The following is a 16,966-nucleotide window of genomic DNA, read 5'->3' as shown; positions in this document are numbered from 1 at the left end:
CAGGCTTTCGGCTAATGTGGCGCCCCCTTATTTGGAGCCCCCGATGCCGCGTCCTGCCTGGTCCCTGTTTGCCTACCAACTGATCGAGCCTGACGAACAGCTGGATCTGTTCGCCTGCCAGGAAGTGCGGGTGCATCTGGTGACCCGTCAACTGGAACTCGGTGGCTCGGCAGACCGCACGTTGTGTGGCAGTCTGCTGCCGGCACAACCGCGCTGGTCGAGTGTGGATCGCCGGGTGTTCCAGGATCAGCGCCTGTGTTCGTTATGCCGGGCGATCCTTGAGTCGCAGAAACGCGGGACGTCGCCGATCTGGCCAGAGTTGCGTTTCGAGCTTTAGGATCAAAAGATCGCAGCCTGCGGCAGCTCCTACATGAAGACTTCTGGCTGCCCATCGGCGCATCTCCCCGAATTATCGAGGTGCGGTGTACAATCGCGCTCTTATACCCTTGTTGATCATGCGAAGGATTTTCCGGATGTTGCCGCGCTTTCCTGCCGTCACCCGCTGCCTGTCACTTGCCGCCCTGTGTGTGGCCGGTCCCGTTGCTGCATTGGAGTTTCCCCTGCCACCACCCGGTGAGGACATCATCGGCCAGGTGCAGGTGATCAAGGCCAAGTACGAAGATACCTTCGCTGACCTGGGCACCACCTACGATCTGGGTTATTCGGAAATGGTCGCGGCCAACCCGGGCGTTGACGCCTGGCTGCCGGGCGCCGGTACCGAAATCGTCCTGCCGACCCGCTTCATTCTGCCGCCGGGTCCGCGCGAAGGCATCGTGATCAACCTCGCCGAGTACCGCCTCTACTACTACCCGAAAGGCCGGAACGTGGTGTACACCTTCCCGCTGGGGATCGGGCGTGAAGGTTGGGGTTCGCCGATCGCGCATACCACCATCACCGCGAAGACACCGAACCCGACCTGGACGCCTCCGGCGTCGATCAAGGCCGAGCACGCTGCTGATGGTGATCCGCTGCCGAACGTAGTGCCGGCCGGTCCTGACAACCCGCTGGGCCCGTTCAAGTTCAGTCTTGGCACGCCGGGTTACCTGATCCACGGTTCGAACAAGAAGTTCGGCATCGGCATGCGCACCAGCCATGGTTGCTTCCGCATGTTCAACAACAACGTGCTGGAAATGGCTGCAATGGTGCCGGTTGGTACCTCGGTGCGCATTCTCAACGACGCGTACAAGTTCGGTCGCAGTGGCGGCAAGGTGTATCTGGAAGCGCACACGCCGATCGATGACAAGGGCAACCCGTCGGTGGTCGACAAGCACACGGCGGTCATCAATGCGCTGCTCAAGCGTGAGGATATTGCCAATAACGTGCGGGTGAATTGGGATGTGGTGCGCGATGTAGTCGCGGCTGAAGACGGCTTGCCTACCGAAATCGGTACGCCGGGTGCGGCAGCGCCGATGGTTTCGAGCACACCGATCGACCTGCAGCAGTAAGTTCGATCCAGACCCGCCGATGCGTGAAGCGTCGGCGGGTTTTTTATTGCCCGGACAAAAGTACCGGCCATAAAAAAGCCGACCCAAAAAATGGGTCGGCTTGATAACAATCCCGAGGGATTATTACTTGCGGCTAGCTTTGTCCAGCATGCGCAGAGCACGCTCGTTAGCTTCGTCAGCAGTCTGTTGTGCTTTTTGAGCAGCAGCCAGAGCTTCATCAGCTTTACGGTAAGCTTCGTCTGCACGAGCCTGGGAGCGAGCAGCTGCGTCTTCAGTAGCGGTCAGACGTGCTTCGGTTTCTTTCGATGCGCTGCTGCAACCGGTAGCCAGAACTGCGGCCAGAGCCAGAGCAGAGAATTTCAGAACGTTGTTCATCGTGTTCCCCTTCAAGGACTTTCAATTAAGTGGCTTTCTCCTCCGATTGAGGAAATAGCCGGCGTACATACTACCCATTACTTGTAGTAAGTAAACTGACCTAACGCAAGAAGCAAAAAAAATTGTAGGCGCTGATTCTTTTTCGAGCAACTTTTAACTGGGCTGTATAAAAAATATCCAGCTGCAAGCCCCGGCTTGAGCGTGTTAATGAGAAAAAGTTCCCTTGGCCCGGTGCTGTTTCTGCGTCTTGCACCAAGTCTGCCTAGATGAATTCGTCTACACTTTTGTTCCGATTTTGCATGACGCCTCACATATCTTTGTCGCTCTTGAGGTGACTTTAAAGAAGAGGCTGCGTCTTAAGTCTCGACATTCGGCAATGTTCCGGCGAGCGCTTCGGGAAGATCTTCCCCGCGCCCGCCGCTGCGTCCATCGGAGTCACCCGGTCAACGAGCACGATGACGAGCGCACCTTGAGCATTTTCGCCAATGGTGCCTACTATTTATCACGTGCTCGGTTGCGCGAGATCGGTGTGGTTTTTCTCGGTGTCCATCAGGCACGGGGTGGCGTAGATGTTCCTTCGCCGGAAAAACATCGGTAAGGTAGGGGTCAGAATTCAAGACCCGCGAGGAGTAGTGATGAGCGAGGCGTTGTCCATCCACCATGACCAGGCTGGTCATCAGTTCGAGACCAATGTGGACGGTCATCGTGCCTACCTGACCTATATGGATCTGGGGAAACAGACCCTGGATATCTATCGCACCTTCGTGCCCAACGCCCTGCGCGGTCGAGGCATCGCCGCCGCGCTGACTGAAAGTGCGCTGCAGTACGCCGAAGAAATGGGCTACACGGTGATCCCGTCGTGCTCCTACGTCGAGCGCTACATGGAACGTCATCAGCGTCGCGCCGCCAAGATCTGAATCGCACACACAAAAACGCCGGGCAATGCCCGGCGTTTTTTATGCCTGTGAAACGCTGATCAGCTGCGCTGACGTTTCGGCAGAACATCCTTGAGCTTGGCGTGCATGCTGCGCAGGGTGTTCTCGGTGGCGGACCAGTCGATGCAGGCATCGGTGATCGACACGCCGTATTGCAGGTCGGCGAGGTCTTTCGGGATCGCCTGGCAGCCCCAGTTCAGATGACTTTCGACCATCAGGCCGATGATCGACTGGTTGCCTTCGAGGATCTGGTTGGCGACGTTTTCCATCACCAGCGGTTGCAGGGCCGGGTCCTTGTTGGAGTTGGCGTGGCTGCAATCGACCATGATGTTCGGCTTGATCTTCGCCTTGTTCAGCGCCTGCTCGCACAGGGCGACGCTGACCGAGTCGTAGTTCGGCTTGCCGTTGCCGCCACGCAGCACCACGTGACCGTAGGCGTTGCCCTTGGTGGTGACGATCGACACGCCACCTTCCTGGTTGATCCCCAGGAAGCGGTGCGGGCTGGAAACCGACTGCAGGGCATTGATCGCCACGGTCAGGCCGCCGTCGGTGCCGTTCTTGAAGCCGACAGCCGAAGACAGGCCGGAAGCCATTTCACGGTGGGTCTGGGATTCGGTGGTACGCGCGCCGATGGCCGACCAGCTGATCAGGTCCTGCAGGTACTGCGGGGAGATCGGGTCGAGGGCTTCGGTGGCGGTCGGCAGGCCTTTTTCGGCCAGGTCCAGCAGCAACTGGCGACCGATGTGCAGGCCGTCCTGAATCTTGAACGAGTCATCCAGGTACGGATCGTTGATCAGGCCTTTCCAGCCGACGGTGGTCCGTGGCTTCTCGAAATACACGCGCATGACCAGATACAGGGTGTCGGAGACTTCCTCCGCGAGCACCTTGAGGCGATCGGCGTATTCGTGGGCAGCCTTGATATCGTGGATCGAGCACGGGCCGATCACTACGAACAGACGGTGGTCGGTGCCATCAAGAATGTTGCGAATGACTTCGCGGCCCTTGGTGACGGTGCGCAGCGCAGCATCGCTCAGAGGGATATCACGCTTGAGCTGATCGGGAGTGATCAGGGTCTCGTTAGAGGCGACGTTTAGGTCGTTGATCGGTAAATCAGCCATCGTTTACTCGTCAGGTCACGGGTGCCGGCCGCCAGCGATCCCCGCGCGGCGGAGCACAGCAGATTTAAGCGCGTCGGGGAGCCGAACCTTAGCGCGTCAGACGCGGCTCGACAATGGGCAAGCGCCGCTTTAATCCAGCACTGGCTGGGCAAAAGCCTTGCGCACGCTATCGTGGGAGAACTCGTCGGCGTGTTGTTCGACCCATTGCAGGGCCAGCGCCTGGATATCCTGCAGATCGTCGTGGGCCTCGTTCATGCGGCAATAACGCTCGATCTGGCACACCTGTTCGCCCATTCGGGCGCTGAACAGCGTCTGCTCATCGGTGAACGCGATCCCCACCAAATAGCCCTTTTTGCGCCGCAGGCACCACGCGACATAGCCCGGATAACAGATCTCGGCATTGAGTGTCGGCATGCGCACTTGCAGCGCCGTGCCGTGGCGCCACGCGCGGTGGTAATTGCAAGCGATCCCGCCGAGGCTGATAGTGTGCAGCTGTTGCCTGGAAATACACTCGGGCTTGAGCAAGGTTAATTCAACCGGCACTTCGTCCGGATGAGGAATGAAACGTCCCATGAGCACAGACTCCCTGTGTCGGCCATTTGACATTGTTTCACCCAGTATAGTGGTCGAATCCGAGCTGACCGATTTCGACGCCGACCAGCGGCTGCTGGCGATGAGTGGCGTTTCGCTGCTGATTTTCACCAGTGTCGGCTGTTCCCGCTGCCGCTATGCCAGAGAGGTTTTGCCCGGGTTCGAGCTGGCGGTTGATCGCCTGTGCTGGATCGATGCCGGCAACAACGGCGGGTTGGTGGAGCGCTATCAGGTCTTTCATTTGCCGGCGCTGTTTGTGGTGCGCGACGGCGAGTTCTTCGGGGCATTGCACACGCGCCTGACCGCCGATGCGCTGAACGCAGCAGTGGTGCAGGCACTGGTTCGAATTGCAGAGGAGTTGCCATAGATGGTGGGAGCAGACAGCAAACCGGTGATCGGGATTATCGGCACCGGTGCAATTGGCGGGTTCTACGGTTTGATGCTGGCGCGGGCCGGTTTCGATGTGCACTTTTTACTGCGCAGTGAATTCGCCGCAGTGGCCGAACGTGGTTTGCAGGTGGACAGTGCCGTGCATGGCACGCTGACGTTGAACCCGGTGCAAGCCTATGCCAAGGCCGAGGACATGCCGGCCTGCGACTGGTTGCTGGTCGGCGCCAAGACCACCAGCAGTGCCGGTCTGGCCCCGGCGATCATTGCTGCGGCCAGGCCCGGCGCGAAAGTGCTGGTGCTGCAAAACGGTCTGGACGTCGAAGACAGCCTGCGCGAGTTGCTGCCCGATTCCCTGCATCTGCTCGGTGGTCTGTGCCTGATCTGCGTGCATCGCGAAGGGCCGGGGCACATCACCCATCAGGCACTGGGGGCGGTGAACATCGGCTATCACAGTGGCCCGGCGGCAGGCGACGCGGCGCGCATGGCGCTGGTCGAGGAGGGCGCCAGTCTGTTCCGCGCGGCCGGTATCGATTCGCAGGCGATGCCCAATCTGCAACAGGCACGCTGGCAGAAACTGGTCTGGAATATTCCCTATAACGGTCTTTCGGTGCTGCTCGGTGCCGGCACCACGCCGCTGATGGCCGACGCGGACAGTCGCGCGCTGATTCAGGCGTTGATGGCCGAAGTGGTGCAGGGCGCCAAGGCTTGTGGTCACGACATGCCGCCCGGTTACGCCGAGTACCTGTTCATGATGACCGAGAAAATGCCCGACTACTGGCCGAGCATGTACCACGATTTCCTGCACAAACGGCCGCTGGAACTGGAGGCAATTTATGCCCGGCCACTGGCTGCCGCCAAAGCCGTGGGGTTCGAATTGCCGCGGATCGAGGCGCTGTATCGCACGTTGAGTTTCATCGACCGACGCAACACCTGAGTCGGTTTTCTGGGGGAGTGGGGGAAGGCATGGCCAAGAACATCGATGACAAACTGGTGCTGGCGATTTCGTCTCGTGCCCTGTTCGACCTGAGCGAGAGTCACAAGGTCTACCTGGCGAGCGGTGTCGAAGCCTATCGGCAATATCAGATCGAACACGAAGACGAGATCCTCGCGCCCGGTGATGCCTTTCCTCTGGTGGAAAAACTCCTCAGCCTCAACAGTCGCCTCGACCGCGCCCGGGTCGAGGTGATTCTGGTTTCGCGCAACAGCGCCGACACCGGCCTGCGCGCCTTCAATTCGATTCACCACTACGGGCTGGATATCTCGCGGGCGGCATTCGTCGGTGGGCGCAGTCCGTATCCCTACCTCAAGGCTTTTGGCTGTGACTTGTTCCTGTCGACGCATGCCGAGGACGTGCGCGCCGCGCTGGACGCCGGTTTTGCCGCCGCGACGATTCTCTCCGGTGGCGCCAGTCGTGCCGCCAGTGACGAACTGCGGATCGCCTTCGACGGCGACGCGGTGCTGTTTTCCGATGAGTCCGAACGCGTATATCAGTCCGGCGGGCTGCTGGCGTTTCAGGCCAAGGAACGTGAATCGGCGCGCGAGCCGTTGCGCGGTGGGCCGTTCAAAGGTTTTCTGGCGGCGCTCAATGCGCTGCAACGCGAGTTCCCCGAGGACGACTGCCCGATCCGCACGGCGCTGGTCACCGCGCGTTCGGCACCGGCGCATGAGCGGGTGATTCGTACATTGCGCGAGTGGGACATCCGCCTCGACGAGTCGCTGTTCCTTGGCGGGCTGACCAAATCGGCGTTTCTCGAAGCCTTCGCTGCCGATGTGTTTTTTGACGATCAGGCCGGCCACTGCGAGGCCGCCCGCGAAGTGGTCGCCACCGGTCACGTACCGCACGGCATCAGCAACGAACCATCGATCTAAAGCCCCTGTGCTTCAAGACGTTGCGTCGCACGTCGTACTCGCCAAGGCACTGCTAAGCTGAATCAATCTCCGCCATGTTGGCACGCGAGGAGGTCATATGATTCGTTCGATGCTGTATGCCACTGACCTCGGTCTGTACGCACCTTTAGTGATGCAGCATGCCCTGGCGCTGGCGCGGACATTCAATGCCGACTTGTATGTGGTGCATGCAGTGGAACCCATGGGACTGTTTGCCGAATCGGTGTTGCAGAGCTATCTCGACGAACAGGCATTGAACGAATTTCACAGTCAGGGTCTGAAAACTGTCATCGCCAATATCGAGCAACGGGTGCTGGACAGTTTTCGCGAAGAATTGGGGGAGGACGGCGAACAGGATCTGCAGCGGATTCGTGCGGTACGGGTACTGCAGGGCGATCCGTCGCAGGTGATTCTTGACCAGGTGGAGAAACTCTCTGTGGATTTGCTGATCGTAGGCACTCACAGCCACGGTGTCGGGGCGGAAACGCCTTTGGGGCGTACGGCGACCCGGGTCCTGCAATTGGCCAAGGTGCCGGTTTATCTGGTGCCGTTGGTGGAGCGCCGGCGTCGGGAGGATCGCTGAAGCGGGAATAATGGCGTTTTGATAAAAAAGTTCTAGATTTATTCATCAAACCATTAATATAGTTATATACCGTCGCTGATGCCCGTGGCGTCTACCTGCTTTGAGGGATACATATGAAGCTTCAACAATTGCGCTACATCTGGGAAGTGGCGCACCACGACCTCAACGTTTCCGCTACAGCCCAAAGCCTTTACACCTCGCAACCGGGTATCAGTAAACAAATCCGCCTGCTGGAGGACGAACTCGGCGTTGAAGTGTTTGCCCGCAGCGGCAAGCACTTGACCCGCGTCACCCCGGCCGGCGAGCGCATCATCACCACCGCAGGGGAAATCCTGCGCAAGGTCGAAAGCATCAAGCAGATTGCCCAGGAATTCTCCAACGAGAAGAAAGGCACCCTGTCGATCGCCACCACCCACACCCAGGCGCGTTATGCATTGCCGCCGGTGATCAGCAATTTCATCAAGCAATACCCGGACGTGGCGCTGCACATGCATCAGGGTTCGCCGATGCAGATCGCCGAGATGGCCGCTGACGGCACCGTCGATTTCGCCATCGCCACCGAAGCGCTGGAACTGTTCGGCGACCTGGTGATGATGCCGTGCTATCGCTGGAACCGTTGCGTGGTCGTGCCGCAGGGCCACCCGCTGACCAAGCTGCCGAAGCTGACCCTTGAAGCGCTGGCCGAATACCCGATCGTGACGTATGTGTTCGGTTTCACTGGCCGTTCGAAACTCGACGAAGCCTTCAGTCATCGCGGCCTGACGCCGAAAGTGGTGTTCACCGCTGCCGATGCCGACGTGATCAAAACCTACGTGCGCCTGGGTCTGGGTGTGGGCATCGTCGCCAAAATGGCGGTCGACACCAAACTCGATAACGATCTGGTGGTGCTGGATGCCAGCGAACTGTTCGAGTCGAGCATCACCAAGATCGGTTTCCGTCGCGGTACCTTCCTGCGTGGTTTCATGTGCGACTTCATCGAGAAGTTCGCCCCGCACCTGACCCGCGAAGTGATGGCCAAAGCCATCCAGTGCCACAACAAGCAGGAACTGGAAGAGCTGTTCGACGGCGTCGAACTGCCGGTCCACTAAGACCCTGCCTCAAAGCACCTCGGTGACAGCGAACTGTTGCCGGGTGCCCGCCACCAGAATCTCCACCTCATCGCCCTCGAACTTGCCCAGCAGGCTTTTGCCCAGCGGCGAGCGCGGGGTGATGACGGTAATCGGCTGACCCACCACATCGACTTTCAGGCCCGCCGCATCCGGCGCCAGAAACAGCCATTGCTCGCGACCCTTTTCGTCTTCCAGGCCGAGCAGGGCGCCGATCTCGATGCCGCGATTTTCGTCATAGGCGCGCAGTGTCAGGTTCTGGCACAGCGCCAGTGACTGGCGGATTTCCTCGACCCGTTTCGCCTGACCTGCTGCCAGATAGGAAGCCTCAAGTCCGAGGGTGTCGTACTTGTTCTCGGCGATGTTCTCTTCGTGAGTCGCGGTTTCGTAAGCGGTCTGCGCGGCGCGCTCGGCGATGTCGAGGTCGACGCGCAGTTTGTCGAGGATCAGTTGGTGGACGGTGTGCTTGTTCATGATCAATCGCAGAATTGCAAAACGTTGGCGCGGCTCTTCTCGCTCGGCGCGGTCTGGTCCTGTTGCAGCCAGAACTGGCACTTGGGGTTCGACTGGTTGCGACTGCTGCTGCGTGCCTGATCCAGGCGATTCTGCTGTTCGTTCTTGCGCAGGTTTTCTTCGTACTGCTCGAACAGCGGACTCTGTGGCGGAATGTCCGGTTGTACCTGGACGGCCGCCGGGGGCTTGGCCAGTTGCTGCACGGCCTGAGCGACAGGCGCCAGTTGCTCGGTGAACACAAAGCGTGAAAGCAACCAGCAGGTCAAGGCGATGGCCAGAAAGCCCAGCCACATGCCCAGGGCAATGCTGCCGGTCAGTCGCAGCGCGCTAAGCTGAACAGGCAAGGGACGACGCGGGGTGGGGCGATAGGGCATGGCTGCCTCCTGGCGGATGATTACGGGCAAGTCGCGATTGTCGCACGAAGATTAATCGCCGTCGGCTCTTCTGCGCGAGGTCATTTATGCGGACAATCAGCCCTTTTGCCAACGGGAGTCTTGCATGTCGGTACCGAAAACCCGCTGGGATATTTTTTGCACCGTGGTCGACAACTATGGCGACATCGGTGTGACCTGGCGTCTTGCCCGCCAACTGGTGGCCGAGCATGCGCTGGCGGTGCGTCTGTGGGTCGATGACCTGCGCGCCTTCGAGCGTATCTGTCCCGAGATCGACATCAACCTTGCCCAGCAAACGCAGCAGGGCGTCGAGGTGCGGCACTGGCCGAGCGACTGGCCGCAAACGGAAGCCGCCGATGTGGTGATCGCCGCATTTGCCTGTCAGTTGCCACCGGCGTACATGGACGCCATGGCCGAGCGGCAACGGCCGCCACTGTGGATGAACCTCGATTACCTCAGCGCCGAAGACTGGGTAACCGGTTGTCATGGCTTGCAGTCGGTGAAGTACAAGTCGGTACAGAAATTCTTTTTCTTTCCCGGATTTCAGCCGGGGACCGGCGGCTTGCTGCGTGAAGTCGGTCTGCTTGAGCGTCGTCGGCATTTTCAGCAGGATGCCGCTGCGCAGCGACAATTCCTGCAAGGCCTGGGTGTCGATCGCGCAGCGGATTCGCAGCTGATCTCCTTGTTTGCCTACGAAAATGCCGGGCTGGCCAGTTGGCTGGATGTGCTGGCGGCGGATAGCACACCGACCCATTTGCTGGTGCCGGAGGGGCGGATTCTCGGTGATGTCGCGCGCTGGCTCGGAGTCGATTCGCTGGCCGTCGGCGATTTGAACGTGCGTCAGGCGCTGACGGTGCAGGTGCTGCCGTTCGTCCGTCAGGATCAATACGATCAGTTGCTGTGGTGCTGCGATTTCAACGCGGTGCGTGGGGAAGACTCGTTCGTCCGCGCACAGTGGGCCGGGCGACCGATGCTCTGGCACATCTATCAGCAGGACGAAGACATCCATCTCGACAAGCTCGACGCCTTTCTCGCGCTCTACACCGAAGGGCTTTCACCGGCCGCTGCCGAGGCGATCAACGGTCTGTGGCGGGCCTGGAGCGCCGGACAACCGATTGGCGAGCACTGGCTGGAGGCCCGTAAACACTGGTCGCAATTGCAGGACAACGCCGAAGCATGGTGTCTGGAACAAGGCTTGCAGGCGGATCTTGCCACGGCGCTGGTAAGGTTTTACCTAAATTGGATATGATACGCGGCCTAGATTTTTGTAAATCCCATCCAAATTCGGATATTCGCAATGAAAACTGGTAAAGAACTCAAACCCGGTACCGTGATCCGTATCGACAACGATCCTTGGCTGGTTCAGAAAGCTGAATTCACCAAGTCGGGCCGTAACAGCGCGATCATGAAGACCAAGCTGAAGAACCTGCTGACCGGTTACAAGACCGAAACCGTTTACGGTGCGGACGACAAGCTGGACGACGTGATCCTCGACCGCAAAGAAGCGACCCTGTCCTTCATCAGCGGCGACACCTACACGTTCATGGACACCACTGACTACACCATGTACGAGCTGAACGCCGAAGACATCGAAAGCGTTCTGCCTTTCGTTGAAGAAGGCATGACCGACGTTTGCGAAGCCGTATTCTTCGAAGAGCGTCTGGTTTCCGTAGAACTGCCGACCACCATCGTGCGTCAGGTTGACTACACCGAAGGTTCCGCTCGCGGTGACACTTCCGGCAAGGTGATGAAGCCTGCCAAACTGAAGAACGGTACCGAGCTGTCGGTTGCTGACTTCATCGAAATCGGCGACATGATCGAGATCGACACCCGCGAAGGCGGTTCCTACAAAGGCCGTGCCAAATAAGCACTGCTTTTCGCGGAAAGAAAAAGCCCGACCATTGAGTCGGGCTTTTTTGTGCCTGCGATTTCACGTTTACCGCTGAACCCTGTGGGAGGGGGCTTGCTCGCGAATGCGGTGTGTCATTCAACAAACTGGTTGTCTGAGCGGGCCTATTCGCGAGCAAGCCCGTTCCCACAATGGTTTGGTGTTGTTCTCAAACGGTGGTGTGCAGACGCACTTCAACATTGCCGCGAGTGGCGTTGGAGTACGGGCAGACCTGGTGCGCCGCTTCGACCAGGCTCTGTGCATCCGCTTGCTCCAGGCCTGGCAGGCTGATGTGCAGATCGATATCGAGACCGAAACCGCCAGGGATCTGGCCGATACCGACGTGGGCGGTGATCGAGGCGTCGTCGGGGATTTTGCGTTTGGTCTGGCTGGCAACGAATTTCAGTGCGCCGATGAAGCAGGCCGAATAGCCGGCAGCGAACAGTTGCTCAGGATTGGTCGCTGCACCGCCGGCACCGCCGAGTTCTTTCGGGGTAGCGAGTTTGACGTCGAGGATGTTGTCGCTGGAGATCGCACGACCATCACGGCCGCCAGTGGAGGTTGCGATTGCGGTGTAGAGAGTTTGCATGGTGTGAGCCTCGTCGAGTGTGTTTGTTTGCGCTAATTGTTTGCGCGCTAAGTAATTGCGAGATAAATGTGGCTCGCCAATGTTTAGCGCGCAAGATAATTTTTTTGAGAATGCTGAACCTCAGTCCTTTAAAGGCGCTGTCGATCAGCTTGAAAGTGAAGATTTAGAGCGGATGGTGGGGGCGGCGGCGGGGGCTGAAGAATATTTTTCCTGGTGAACCGATCCTTTGTAGGAGTGAGCCTGCTCGCGATAGCGTTGGGACAGGCAATACGCAAGCTGACTGAACCACCGCTATCGCGAGCAGGCTCACTCCTACAAGGGGGGCAGCGCTGTTATCCGGTCAGGCTGTCTTGCAGATGACTGCGCAGCACTTGCAGTTCCGCTTGCAGGTTTTGCAGGCGCTCGACGGTAAAACCACTGGCGCCGAGGATGCACTGCGGAACGCTTTTGGCTTGCTCACGAAGAGCGCGGCCCTGCGTGGTCAGTTCGACGATCACCACCCGTTCGTCTTCACGGCTGCGAGTTCGACTGAGCAGACCTTCGCCTTCCAGACGCTTGAGCAACGGCGTCAGCGAGCCTGGATCGGTCAGCAATCGCGTGCTGATTTCGCCCACGGTCAAACCGTCCTTTTCCCACAGCACCATCATCGCCAGATACTGCGGGTAGGTCAGACCCAGCGCTTGCAGCAGCGGCTTGTAGACCTTGGTCATCATCAGCGAAGTGGAGTGCAGGGCGAAGCAGGCCTGGTTATCCAGCAGCAGGTGATCGCAGTTGTCGGGGGTTTCGCGTTCGGTGGTCATGGCAACGCCTTGTTCGATGATGGGCTTGAATCTAGCGCCCGAATGTTTAATGCGCCAGATAATTATCCAGAATCTAGTGCCGGCCCAGCTCTCGCTGTAGCGCCAGATCCCACGGCGGCACCGGGCTGAAACGGGTCTTGAGGTATTCCAGAAGCAAACGGCTGCGCGAGTTGGTTTGCTGTTCCATGCGCAGCGCATAGATACCGGTGGTTTCCGGTTGTGGCAGGCCGGTCTCGCAGAACAGCGGCAGCAACTCTCCGCGCAGCAGGTACTCACTGGCCAGCCAGGTCGGCAAATGCGCGATGCCCAGCCCGGCCAGTGCGCCGCACACCAGGGCTTCGGCATTGTTGGCGCTCATGCGGATTCGTGAGGGGCGATGCAGTTGCATTTGCCCGTCCAGCTCGAAGCGCCAGGCGAAGGGCGGGGCGAGGCCTTCCCAATCCAGTCCGTCGTGTTCACTCAACTGCGCAGGATGGCTCGGCGCGCCACGGCGTTTGAGGTAGTCGGGGCTGGCGCAGGCGATGCGCACCATGCTCGCCAGCGGGGTGGCGACCAGCCGGGTATCGGCCATTTGTCCAGCGCGCAGCACCAGATCAACTTTGCCCAGATTCGAGCCGTGCATGTCGATGAAGCTGTCGATCAGGTGCAACTGCACATCCAGCCCCGGGTACAGCACCAGAAAGTCGGCGATGACCGGCGCGAGATGGCGGCGGCCGAACGCAGCGGGGGCATCGATGCGGATCAAGCCTTCCGGCGCACTGCTCAACGACACCGCTTCGGCACGGGCCAGTTGCAGCTCGCTGACGATACGTCGCGCCCGCTCGGCAAACGCCAACCCGGCCGGGGTTGCCCGCACAGCGTGGGTGCTGCGGATGAACAACTGGCTACCGACGGCGCTTTCCAGGCTATCAATCCGCCGCGCAATGGCCGAAGGCGTCAGCGGATGACGACGGGAAACCGCGGAAAAACTGCCGCTTTCCAGAACATCGAGAAATAACCCGAGCTGATCGGTCAACTGATTGGGATTCATGAGAATTCAATGCTTGTGCGAATTTGGCATAGCCATTGTGCGTTGCTGTGCGTTTCCCCGCCAGCCTGTACTGCGTAGGATGAATCGCCTGACGGATGAGGAAATCGCTGTGATCGAGTTTTTGTTGTACCTGCTGTTTGGCGCGGCCCTGGGCACACTGGGCGGGATATTTGGCATCGGCGGGGGTTTGATCGCTATTCCGCTGCTGGGGGTGTGGTTCGGCCTGGATCAACAGATCGCCCAAGGCACGGCGCTGGTGATGGTGGTGCCGAACGTGATGCTGGCGCTGTGGCGCTATCACCAGCGCAATCGCATCGAACTGCGCCATGCGCTGCCGCTGGCGGTCATGGGCTTTTGCTTTGCGTGGATCGGCTCGATCTGGGCGGTGGGCATCGATGCGCAAACCATGCGCATCGGCTTTGTCGCGTTCCTTGTGGTGCTCTCGGCGTACAACCTGCTGAAGATGTTCGGCAAAAAAAACGCGGTGAGCTCCGAGATGCGTTACTCATGGCCATGGCTGGGTGTGCTCGGCGCAGCGTCGGGGACCATGGGAGGCTTGTTCGGCGTTGGCGGGGCCGTGGTGGCGACGCCCGTGCTGACCAGTCTGTTCGGCACCACGCAAGTGGTTGCCCAAGGCCTGTCGCTGGCGCTCGCATTGCCGAGCACCGGCGTGACGTTGGTGACGTATGCGGTGCATCACGAAGTGGACTGGATGATCGGTCTGCCGCTGGCCATCGGCGGTCTGGCCAGCATCAGTTGGGGCGTGAAAGTCGCCCACGCAATGCCGGAAAGGCTCTTGCGCGGGCTGTTCTGCGGTTTTCTGGTGCTGTGTGCGGTGATGCTCGCCTTTAAAGTTTGAAGCCTTCGACGATGTGCTCGGCCAGGCATTCGGTGATCGGCGACGGATTGTTCAGGTTGCGGATCAGCATGATGCTGGCCTCGGGCAGCAGCGGCAAATCTTCGGCGGCGCCGAGAATGCGCATGTCCGGGGTGATCAGGCTCTCCAGTTGCGCGGTGATCGCCAGACCCGCGCTCACCACCGCCATCAGCGCCGACAGGCTGGTGCTGTTGTAGGCGATGCGGTAGTCGCGGCCCATCGCGTCCAGCGCATTGCACGCCCACAAGCGGCAGAAACAATCACTGTTGAACATCGCCAACGGCAGCGGCGTCTGCTCGTGGGCGCTGAAGTTTTGCGCTTCGGCCCAGACAAATCGCTCCTTGCGCAGCAACTGGCCGATCTCGTTGCCCGGCTCGCGGGTGACGATCGACAAATCCAGATCGGTGCGCTGCAACAGCTGTTTGCTGGACTCGCAATGCACTTCGATCTGAATCAGCGGATAGAACTGGGCGAACCGCGACAGGATTCCCGGCAGAAAGCGCATCACGTAATCGTCCGGCGTACCGATGCGCACGGTGCCGACCATGTGTGGCTCACGCAGGGTGTTGAACACTTCGCTGTGCAATTTCAGGATGCGCCGCGCGTAGCCGAGCAGCACCTGGCCTTCGGCGGTCAGGCGTACCTGGCGGCCATCGCGCTCGAACAGCTGGCGTTGCAGAACGTCTTCTTCCAGACGCTTCATCTGCATGCTCACGGCCGATTGCGTGCGGTTGACCATCTCGCCAGCGCGGGTGAAACCGCCCTGGTCGGCGATTGCAACGAAGGTGCGCAGGACATCGGTATCGATACTGGGATAGGCCGACAATTCATCAATCTCCGAGATGCATGGCATCAGAAACATTCGTTGGATTGATCTTAGCTCCGGGGCGAGACTTTAGTCATCCCACATGGAGGGCAACACGATGAAAGGTCAAAAAGTCTATGTCAGTGATGAAAGAGTGCCGGTGCACCTGATCTCGGATCTGCTGCACAAGTTTAGCCGCTGGTACGAATTGCACCGTGAACGTGAGCTGCTTGCCAGTCTGAGTGATGAAGCGTTGAAGGACATCGGGGTCAGCCGAGCTGACGTTGAACACGAGGCCATCCGGCCGTTCTGGGACGATCCGATGCATAAATGATGAGGGTATCGCTACACAAACCCCTTTTGACTGAGGTAGGTTGCGAGCAGACAAGGAGATGTTCATGCCCGCGACTCTGGCCTTTTCCCTCAAACAGGCGCGACGTCTGGCGCTGGCTGCCCAAGGGTTCAACGGGCGCCAGCCGCTGACCGTCAAGGCGCCGCACGTCAACCGGCTGATTGAACGGCTGGGGCTGTTGCAGATCGACTCCGTCAACGCGGTGGTGCGCTCGCACTACTTGCCGCTGTTTTCTCGTTTGGGTTCATATCCATCCACACTGCTCGACCAGGCCGCCTGGAGTTCGGGGCGCCGTCGCACGCTGTTCGAATACTGGGGCCACGAAGCATCGTTGCTGCCGCTGGCGATGTATCCATTGCTGGGGTGGCGGATGCAGCGCGCGAAACGTGGCGAGGACATCTATCAACAATTGGCGAAGTTCGGACGCGAGCAGCAAGACACGATTCGTCGGGTTATGGCAGCGGTCGAAGCGCAGGGCGCGTTGGGCGCTGGCAGCCTTTCGACCCGTGAGGACAAGGCCGGTCAGTGGTGGGACTGGAGCGCGGAAAAGCATGCGCTGGAATGGTTGTTCGCCTCTGGTGAAGTGACCGTGGCCGGGCGCCGCGGTTTTGAGCGTTTGTATGATTTGCCGGAGCGGGTCATCCCTGCGCCGATTCTGCAGCAGCCGTTGCCGGATGAAGCCGAGGGCCAGCGTGGTCTCCTGCTGCACGCGGCTCAGGCACTCGGCGTCGGCACGGAAAAGGATCTGCGGGATTACTTCCGTTTGAACCCGGCCGATGCGCGACCGCGTCTGGCGGAGCTGGTCGAGGACGGGCAGTTGCAAACCTGCGAAGTCGCTGGCTGGCGACAGATCGCCTACTGTCTGCCGCAGCCGAAAGTCCCGCGTAAAGTCCTCGCCAGTGCGCTGTTGTCGCCGTTCGATTCGCTGATCTGGGAGCGCAGTCGTACCGAGCGACTGTTTGATTTCCGCTATCGGCTGGAAATTTATACGCCGCAGGACAAACGGGTCTATGGCTATTACGTGCTGCCGTTCCTGCACAACGAGCGGATTGCTGCGCGGGTCGATCTGCGCGCCGAGCGGGCGTCGGGGCGGTTGGCGGTGCATGCGGTGCACGAGGAAGAGCCGGGGCTGGATGATCAGGGGATGTTGGCGCTGGCGCTGAATTTGCGGCAGATGGCCGATTGGCTGGGGCTTGCGCGGGTGCAGCTTAATTGTCAGCGCGAGAGTGCGGGGCGATTGCGGGTGGCATTGGCTGAAATCTGTAGTGACTGAGCTGGCCCCTTCGCGAG

General features: G+C 59.7%; 23 protein-coding genes. 14 read left to right on the top strand and 9 right to left on the bottom strand.

Annotated elements, in window-relative coordinates; all coding sequences use genetic code 11:
• Positions 1-43 precede the first annotated feature (43 nt).
• Together ACVHNU_RS16345 and ACVHNU_RS16340 are read left to right on the top strand one after the other, a co-directional pair.
• Positions 44-337, top strand: a complete 294-nt coding sequence (locus ACVHNU_RS16345) for a hypothetical protein (RefSeq protein WP_003226812.1) — start codon at positions 44-46, stop codon at positions 335-337.
• A 136-nt stretch (positions 338-473) separates the two neighbouring features.
• Positions 474-1,445, top strand: coding sequence for a L,D-transpeptidase family protein (locus ACVHNU_RS16340; protein WP_262142622.1), 972 nt, complete (start codon positions 474-476; stop codon positions 1,443-1,445).
• 123 nt (positions 1,446-1,568) lie between these two features.
• Here ACVHNU_RS16340 and oprI read toward each other — a convergent pair whose 3' ends face one another.
• On the bottom strand, positions 1,569-1,820 hold the full coding sequence (gene oprI, locus ACVHNU_RS16335; RefSeq protein WP_003199355.1) for an outer membrane lipoprotei OprI: 252 nt from the start codon (positions 1,818-1,820) through the stop codon (positions 1,569-1,571).
• Between the two features lie 635 nt (positions 1,821-2,455).
• Between oprI and ACVHNU_RS16330 the strand changes: the two genes are divergently transcribed.
• Entirely contained in the window at positions 2,456-2,737 is a 282-nt protein-coding gene (locus ACVHNU_RS16330; protein ID WP_003226804.1) for a GNAT family N-acetyltransferase, read from the top strand.
• A gap of 59 nt (positions 2,738-2,796) precedes the next feature.
• Here ACVHNU_RS16330 and ACVHNU_RS16325 read toward each other — a convergent pair whose 3' ends face one another.
• Both ACVHNU_RS16325 and ACVHNU_RS16320 read right to left on the bottom strand, forming a co-directional pair.
• A complete protein-coding gene (locus tag ACVHNU_RS16325; protein WP_003226802.1) occupies positions 2,797-3,873 on the bottom strand; it encodes a 3-deoxy-7-phosphoheptulonate synthase in 1,077 nt (358 codons plus the stop codon).
• Positions 3,874-4,002: 129 nt separating this feature from the next.
• Complete coding sequence (locus ACVHNU_RS16320; RefSeq protein WP_003226800.1) at positions 4,003-4,446, bottom strand: PilZ domain-containing protein; 444 nt, start codon at positions 4,444-4,446, stop codon at positions 4,003-4,005.
• Between ACVHNU_RS16320 and ACVHNU_RS16315 the strand changes: the two genes are divergently transcribed.
• The 5 genes from ACVHNU_RS16315 (at position 4,445) to cysB (ending at position 8,412) form a co-directional block, all read left to right on the top strand.
• A complete protein-coding gene (locus tag ACVHNU_RS16315) occupies positions 4,445-4,831 on the top strand; it encodes a YbbN family protein (protein WP_473017824.1) in 387 nt (128 codons plus the stop codon). The genes ACVHNU_RS16320 and ACVHNU_RS16315 overlap by 2 nt on opposite strands.
• Positions 4,832-5,788, top strand: a complete 957-nt coding sequence (locus tag ACVHNU_RS16310) for a putative 2-dehydropantoate 2-reductase (RefSeq protein WP_103483837.1) — start codon at positions 4,832-4,834, stop codon at positions 5,786-5,788.
• 29 nt (positions 5,789-5,817) lie between these two features.
• Complete coding sequence (locus ACVHNU_RS16305) at positions 5,818-6,723, top strand: 5'-nucleotidase (RefSeq protein WP_103483836.1); 906 nt, start codon at positions 5,818-5,820, stop codon at positions 6,721-6,723.
• Between the two features lie 97 nt (positions 6,724-6,820).
• Positions 6,821-7,324, top strand: a complete 504-nt coding sequence (locus ACVHNU_RS16300) for a universal stress protein (protein WP_003226793.1) — start codon at positions 6,821-6,823, stop codon at positions 7,322-7,324.
• A gap of 113 nt (positions 7,325-7,437) precedes the next feature.
• Positions 7,438-8,412 (top strand): HTH-type transcriptional regulator CysB, encoded by a 975-nt coding sequence (gene cysB / locus ACVHNU_RS16295; protein WP_007908591.1) that lies wholly within the window; start codon positions 7,438-7,440, stop codon positions 8,410-8,412.
• A gap of 9 nt (positions 8,413-8,421) precedes the next feature.
• Here the strand turns inward: cysB and ACVHNU_RS16290 are convergent, their stop codons facing one another.
• Entirely contained in the window at positions 8,422-8,904 is a 483-nt protein-coding gene (locus ACVHNU_RS16290; protein WP_003226791.1) for a GreA/GreB family elongation factor, read from the bottom strand.
• Between the two features lie 2 nt (positions 8,905-8,906).
• A complete protein-coding gene (locus tag ACVHNU_RS16285) occupies positions 8,907-9,317 on the bottom strand; it encodes a hypothetical protein (protein ID WP_103483834.1) in 411 nt (136 codons plus the stop codon).
• Between the two features lie 124 nt (positions 9,318-9,441).
• On the opposite strand from ACVHNU_RS16285, the gene earP reads away from it, so the two are divergent.
• On the top strand, positions 9,442-10,584 hold the full coding sequence (earP, locus tag ACVHNU_RS16280; RefSeq protein ID WP_473017821.1) for an elongation factor P maturation arginine rhamnosyltransferase EarP: 1,143 nt from the start codon (positions 9,442-9,444) through the stop codon (positions 10,582-10,584).
• A gap of 48 nt (positions 10,585-10,632) precedes the next feature.
• Positions 10,633-11,202 (top strand): elongation factor P, encoded by a 570-nt coding sequence (locus ACVHNU_RS16275; RefSeq protein WP_003226785.1) that lies wholly within the window; start codon positions 10,633-10,635, stop codon positions 11,200-11,202.
• Positions 11,203-11,392: 190 nt separating this feature from the next.
• Here ACVHNU_RS16275 and ACVHNU_RS16270 read toward each other — a convergent pair whose 3' ends face one another.
• On the bottom strand, positions 11,393-11,812 hold the full coding sequence (locus ACVHNU_RS16270; protein ID WP_003226782.1) for an organic hydroperoxide resistance protein: 420 nt from the start codon (positions 11,810-11,812) through the stop codon (positions 11,393-11,395).
• Positions 11,813-11,891: 79 nt separating this feature from the next.
• Here ACVHNU_RS16270 and ACVHNU_RS16265 point away from each other — a divergent pair, with 79 nt between their 5' ends.
• Complete coding sequence (locus ACVHNU_RS16265) at positions 11,892-12,029, top strand: hypothetical protein (protein ID WP_400499226.1); 138 nt, start codon at positions 11,892-11,894, stop codon at positions 12,027-12,029.
• Between the two features lie 115 nt (positions 12,030-12,144).
• On the opposite strand, the gene ACVHNU_RS16260 is transcribed toward ACVHNU_RS16265, so the two are convergent.
• Both ACVHNU_RS16260 and ACVHNU_RS16255 read right to left on the bottom strand, forming a co-directional pair.
• Complete coding sequence (locus tag ACVHNU_RS16260; RefSeq protein ID WP_473017820.1) at positions 12,145-12,612, bottom strand: MarR family winged helix-turn-helix transcriptional regulator; 468 nt, start codon at positions 12,610-12,612, stop codon at positions 12,145-12,147.
• Between the two features lie 73 nt (positions 12,613-12,685).
• Positions 12,686-13,642 carry a LysR family transcriptional regulator gene (locus ACVHNU_RS16255; RefSeq protein WP_201136934.1) on the bottom strand — a complete coding sequence of 319 codons (957 nt, stop codon included), beginning with the start codon at positions 13,640-13,642 and terminating at the stop codon, positions 12,686-12,688.
• Between the two features lie 109 nt (positions 13,643-13,751).
• On the opposite strand from ACVHNU_RS16255, the gene ACVHNU_RS16250 reads away from it, so the two are divergent.
• On the top strand, positions 13,752-14,501 hold the full coding sequence (locus ACVHNU_RS16250) for a TSUP family transporter (protein WP_177434687.1): 750 nt from the start codon (positions 13,752-13,754) through the stop codon (positions 14,499-14,501).
• Here the strand turns inward: ACVHNU_RS16250 and ACVHNU_RS16245 are convergent.
• Positions 14,491-15,345 (bottom strand): LysR substrate-binding domain-containing protein, encoded by an 855-nt coding sequence (locus ACVHNU_RS16245; RefSeq protein ID WP_025113145.1) that lies wholly within the window; start codon positions 15,343-15,345, stop codon positions 14,491-14,493. The two genes, ACVHNU_RS16250 and ACVHNU_RS16245, sit on opposite strands and share 11 nt — an antisense overlap.
• Before the next feature lie 97 nt (positions 15,346-15,442).
• Here ACVHNU_RS16245 and ACVHNU_RS16240 point away from each other — a divergent pair, with 97 nt between their 5' ends.
• Positions 15,443-15,658: a DUF1127 domain-containing protein gene (locus ACVHNU_RS16240; RefSeq protein WP_003226778.1), complete on the top strand. Its 216-nt coding sequence runs from the start codon at positions 15,443-15,445 to the stop codon at positions 15,656-15,658.
• Positions 15,659-15,722: 64 nt separating this feature from the next.
• Positions 15,723-16,949: a winged helix-turn-helix domain-containing protein gene (locus ACVHNU_RS16235; RefSeq protein WP_473017818.1), complete on the top strand. Its 1,227-nt coding sequence runs from the start codon at positions 15,723-15,725 to the stop codon at positions 16,947-16,949.
• Positions 16,950-16,966: the final 17 nt, after the last annotated feature.

This window comes from Pseudomonas sp. Ors-4-3C (genome assembly GCF_055755035.1).
This window is presented reverse-complemented; position numbering and strand designations above follow the sequence as displayed.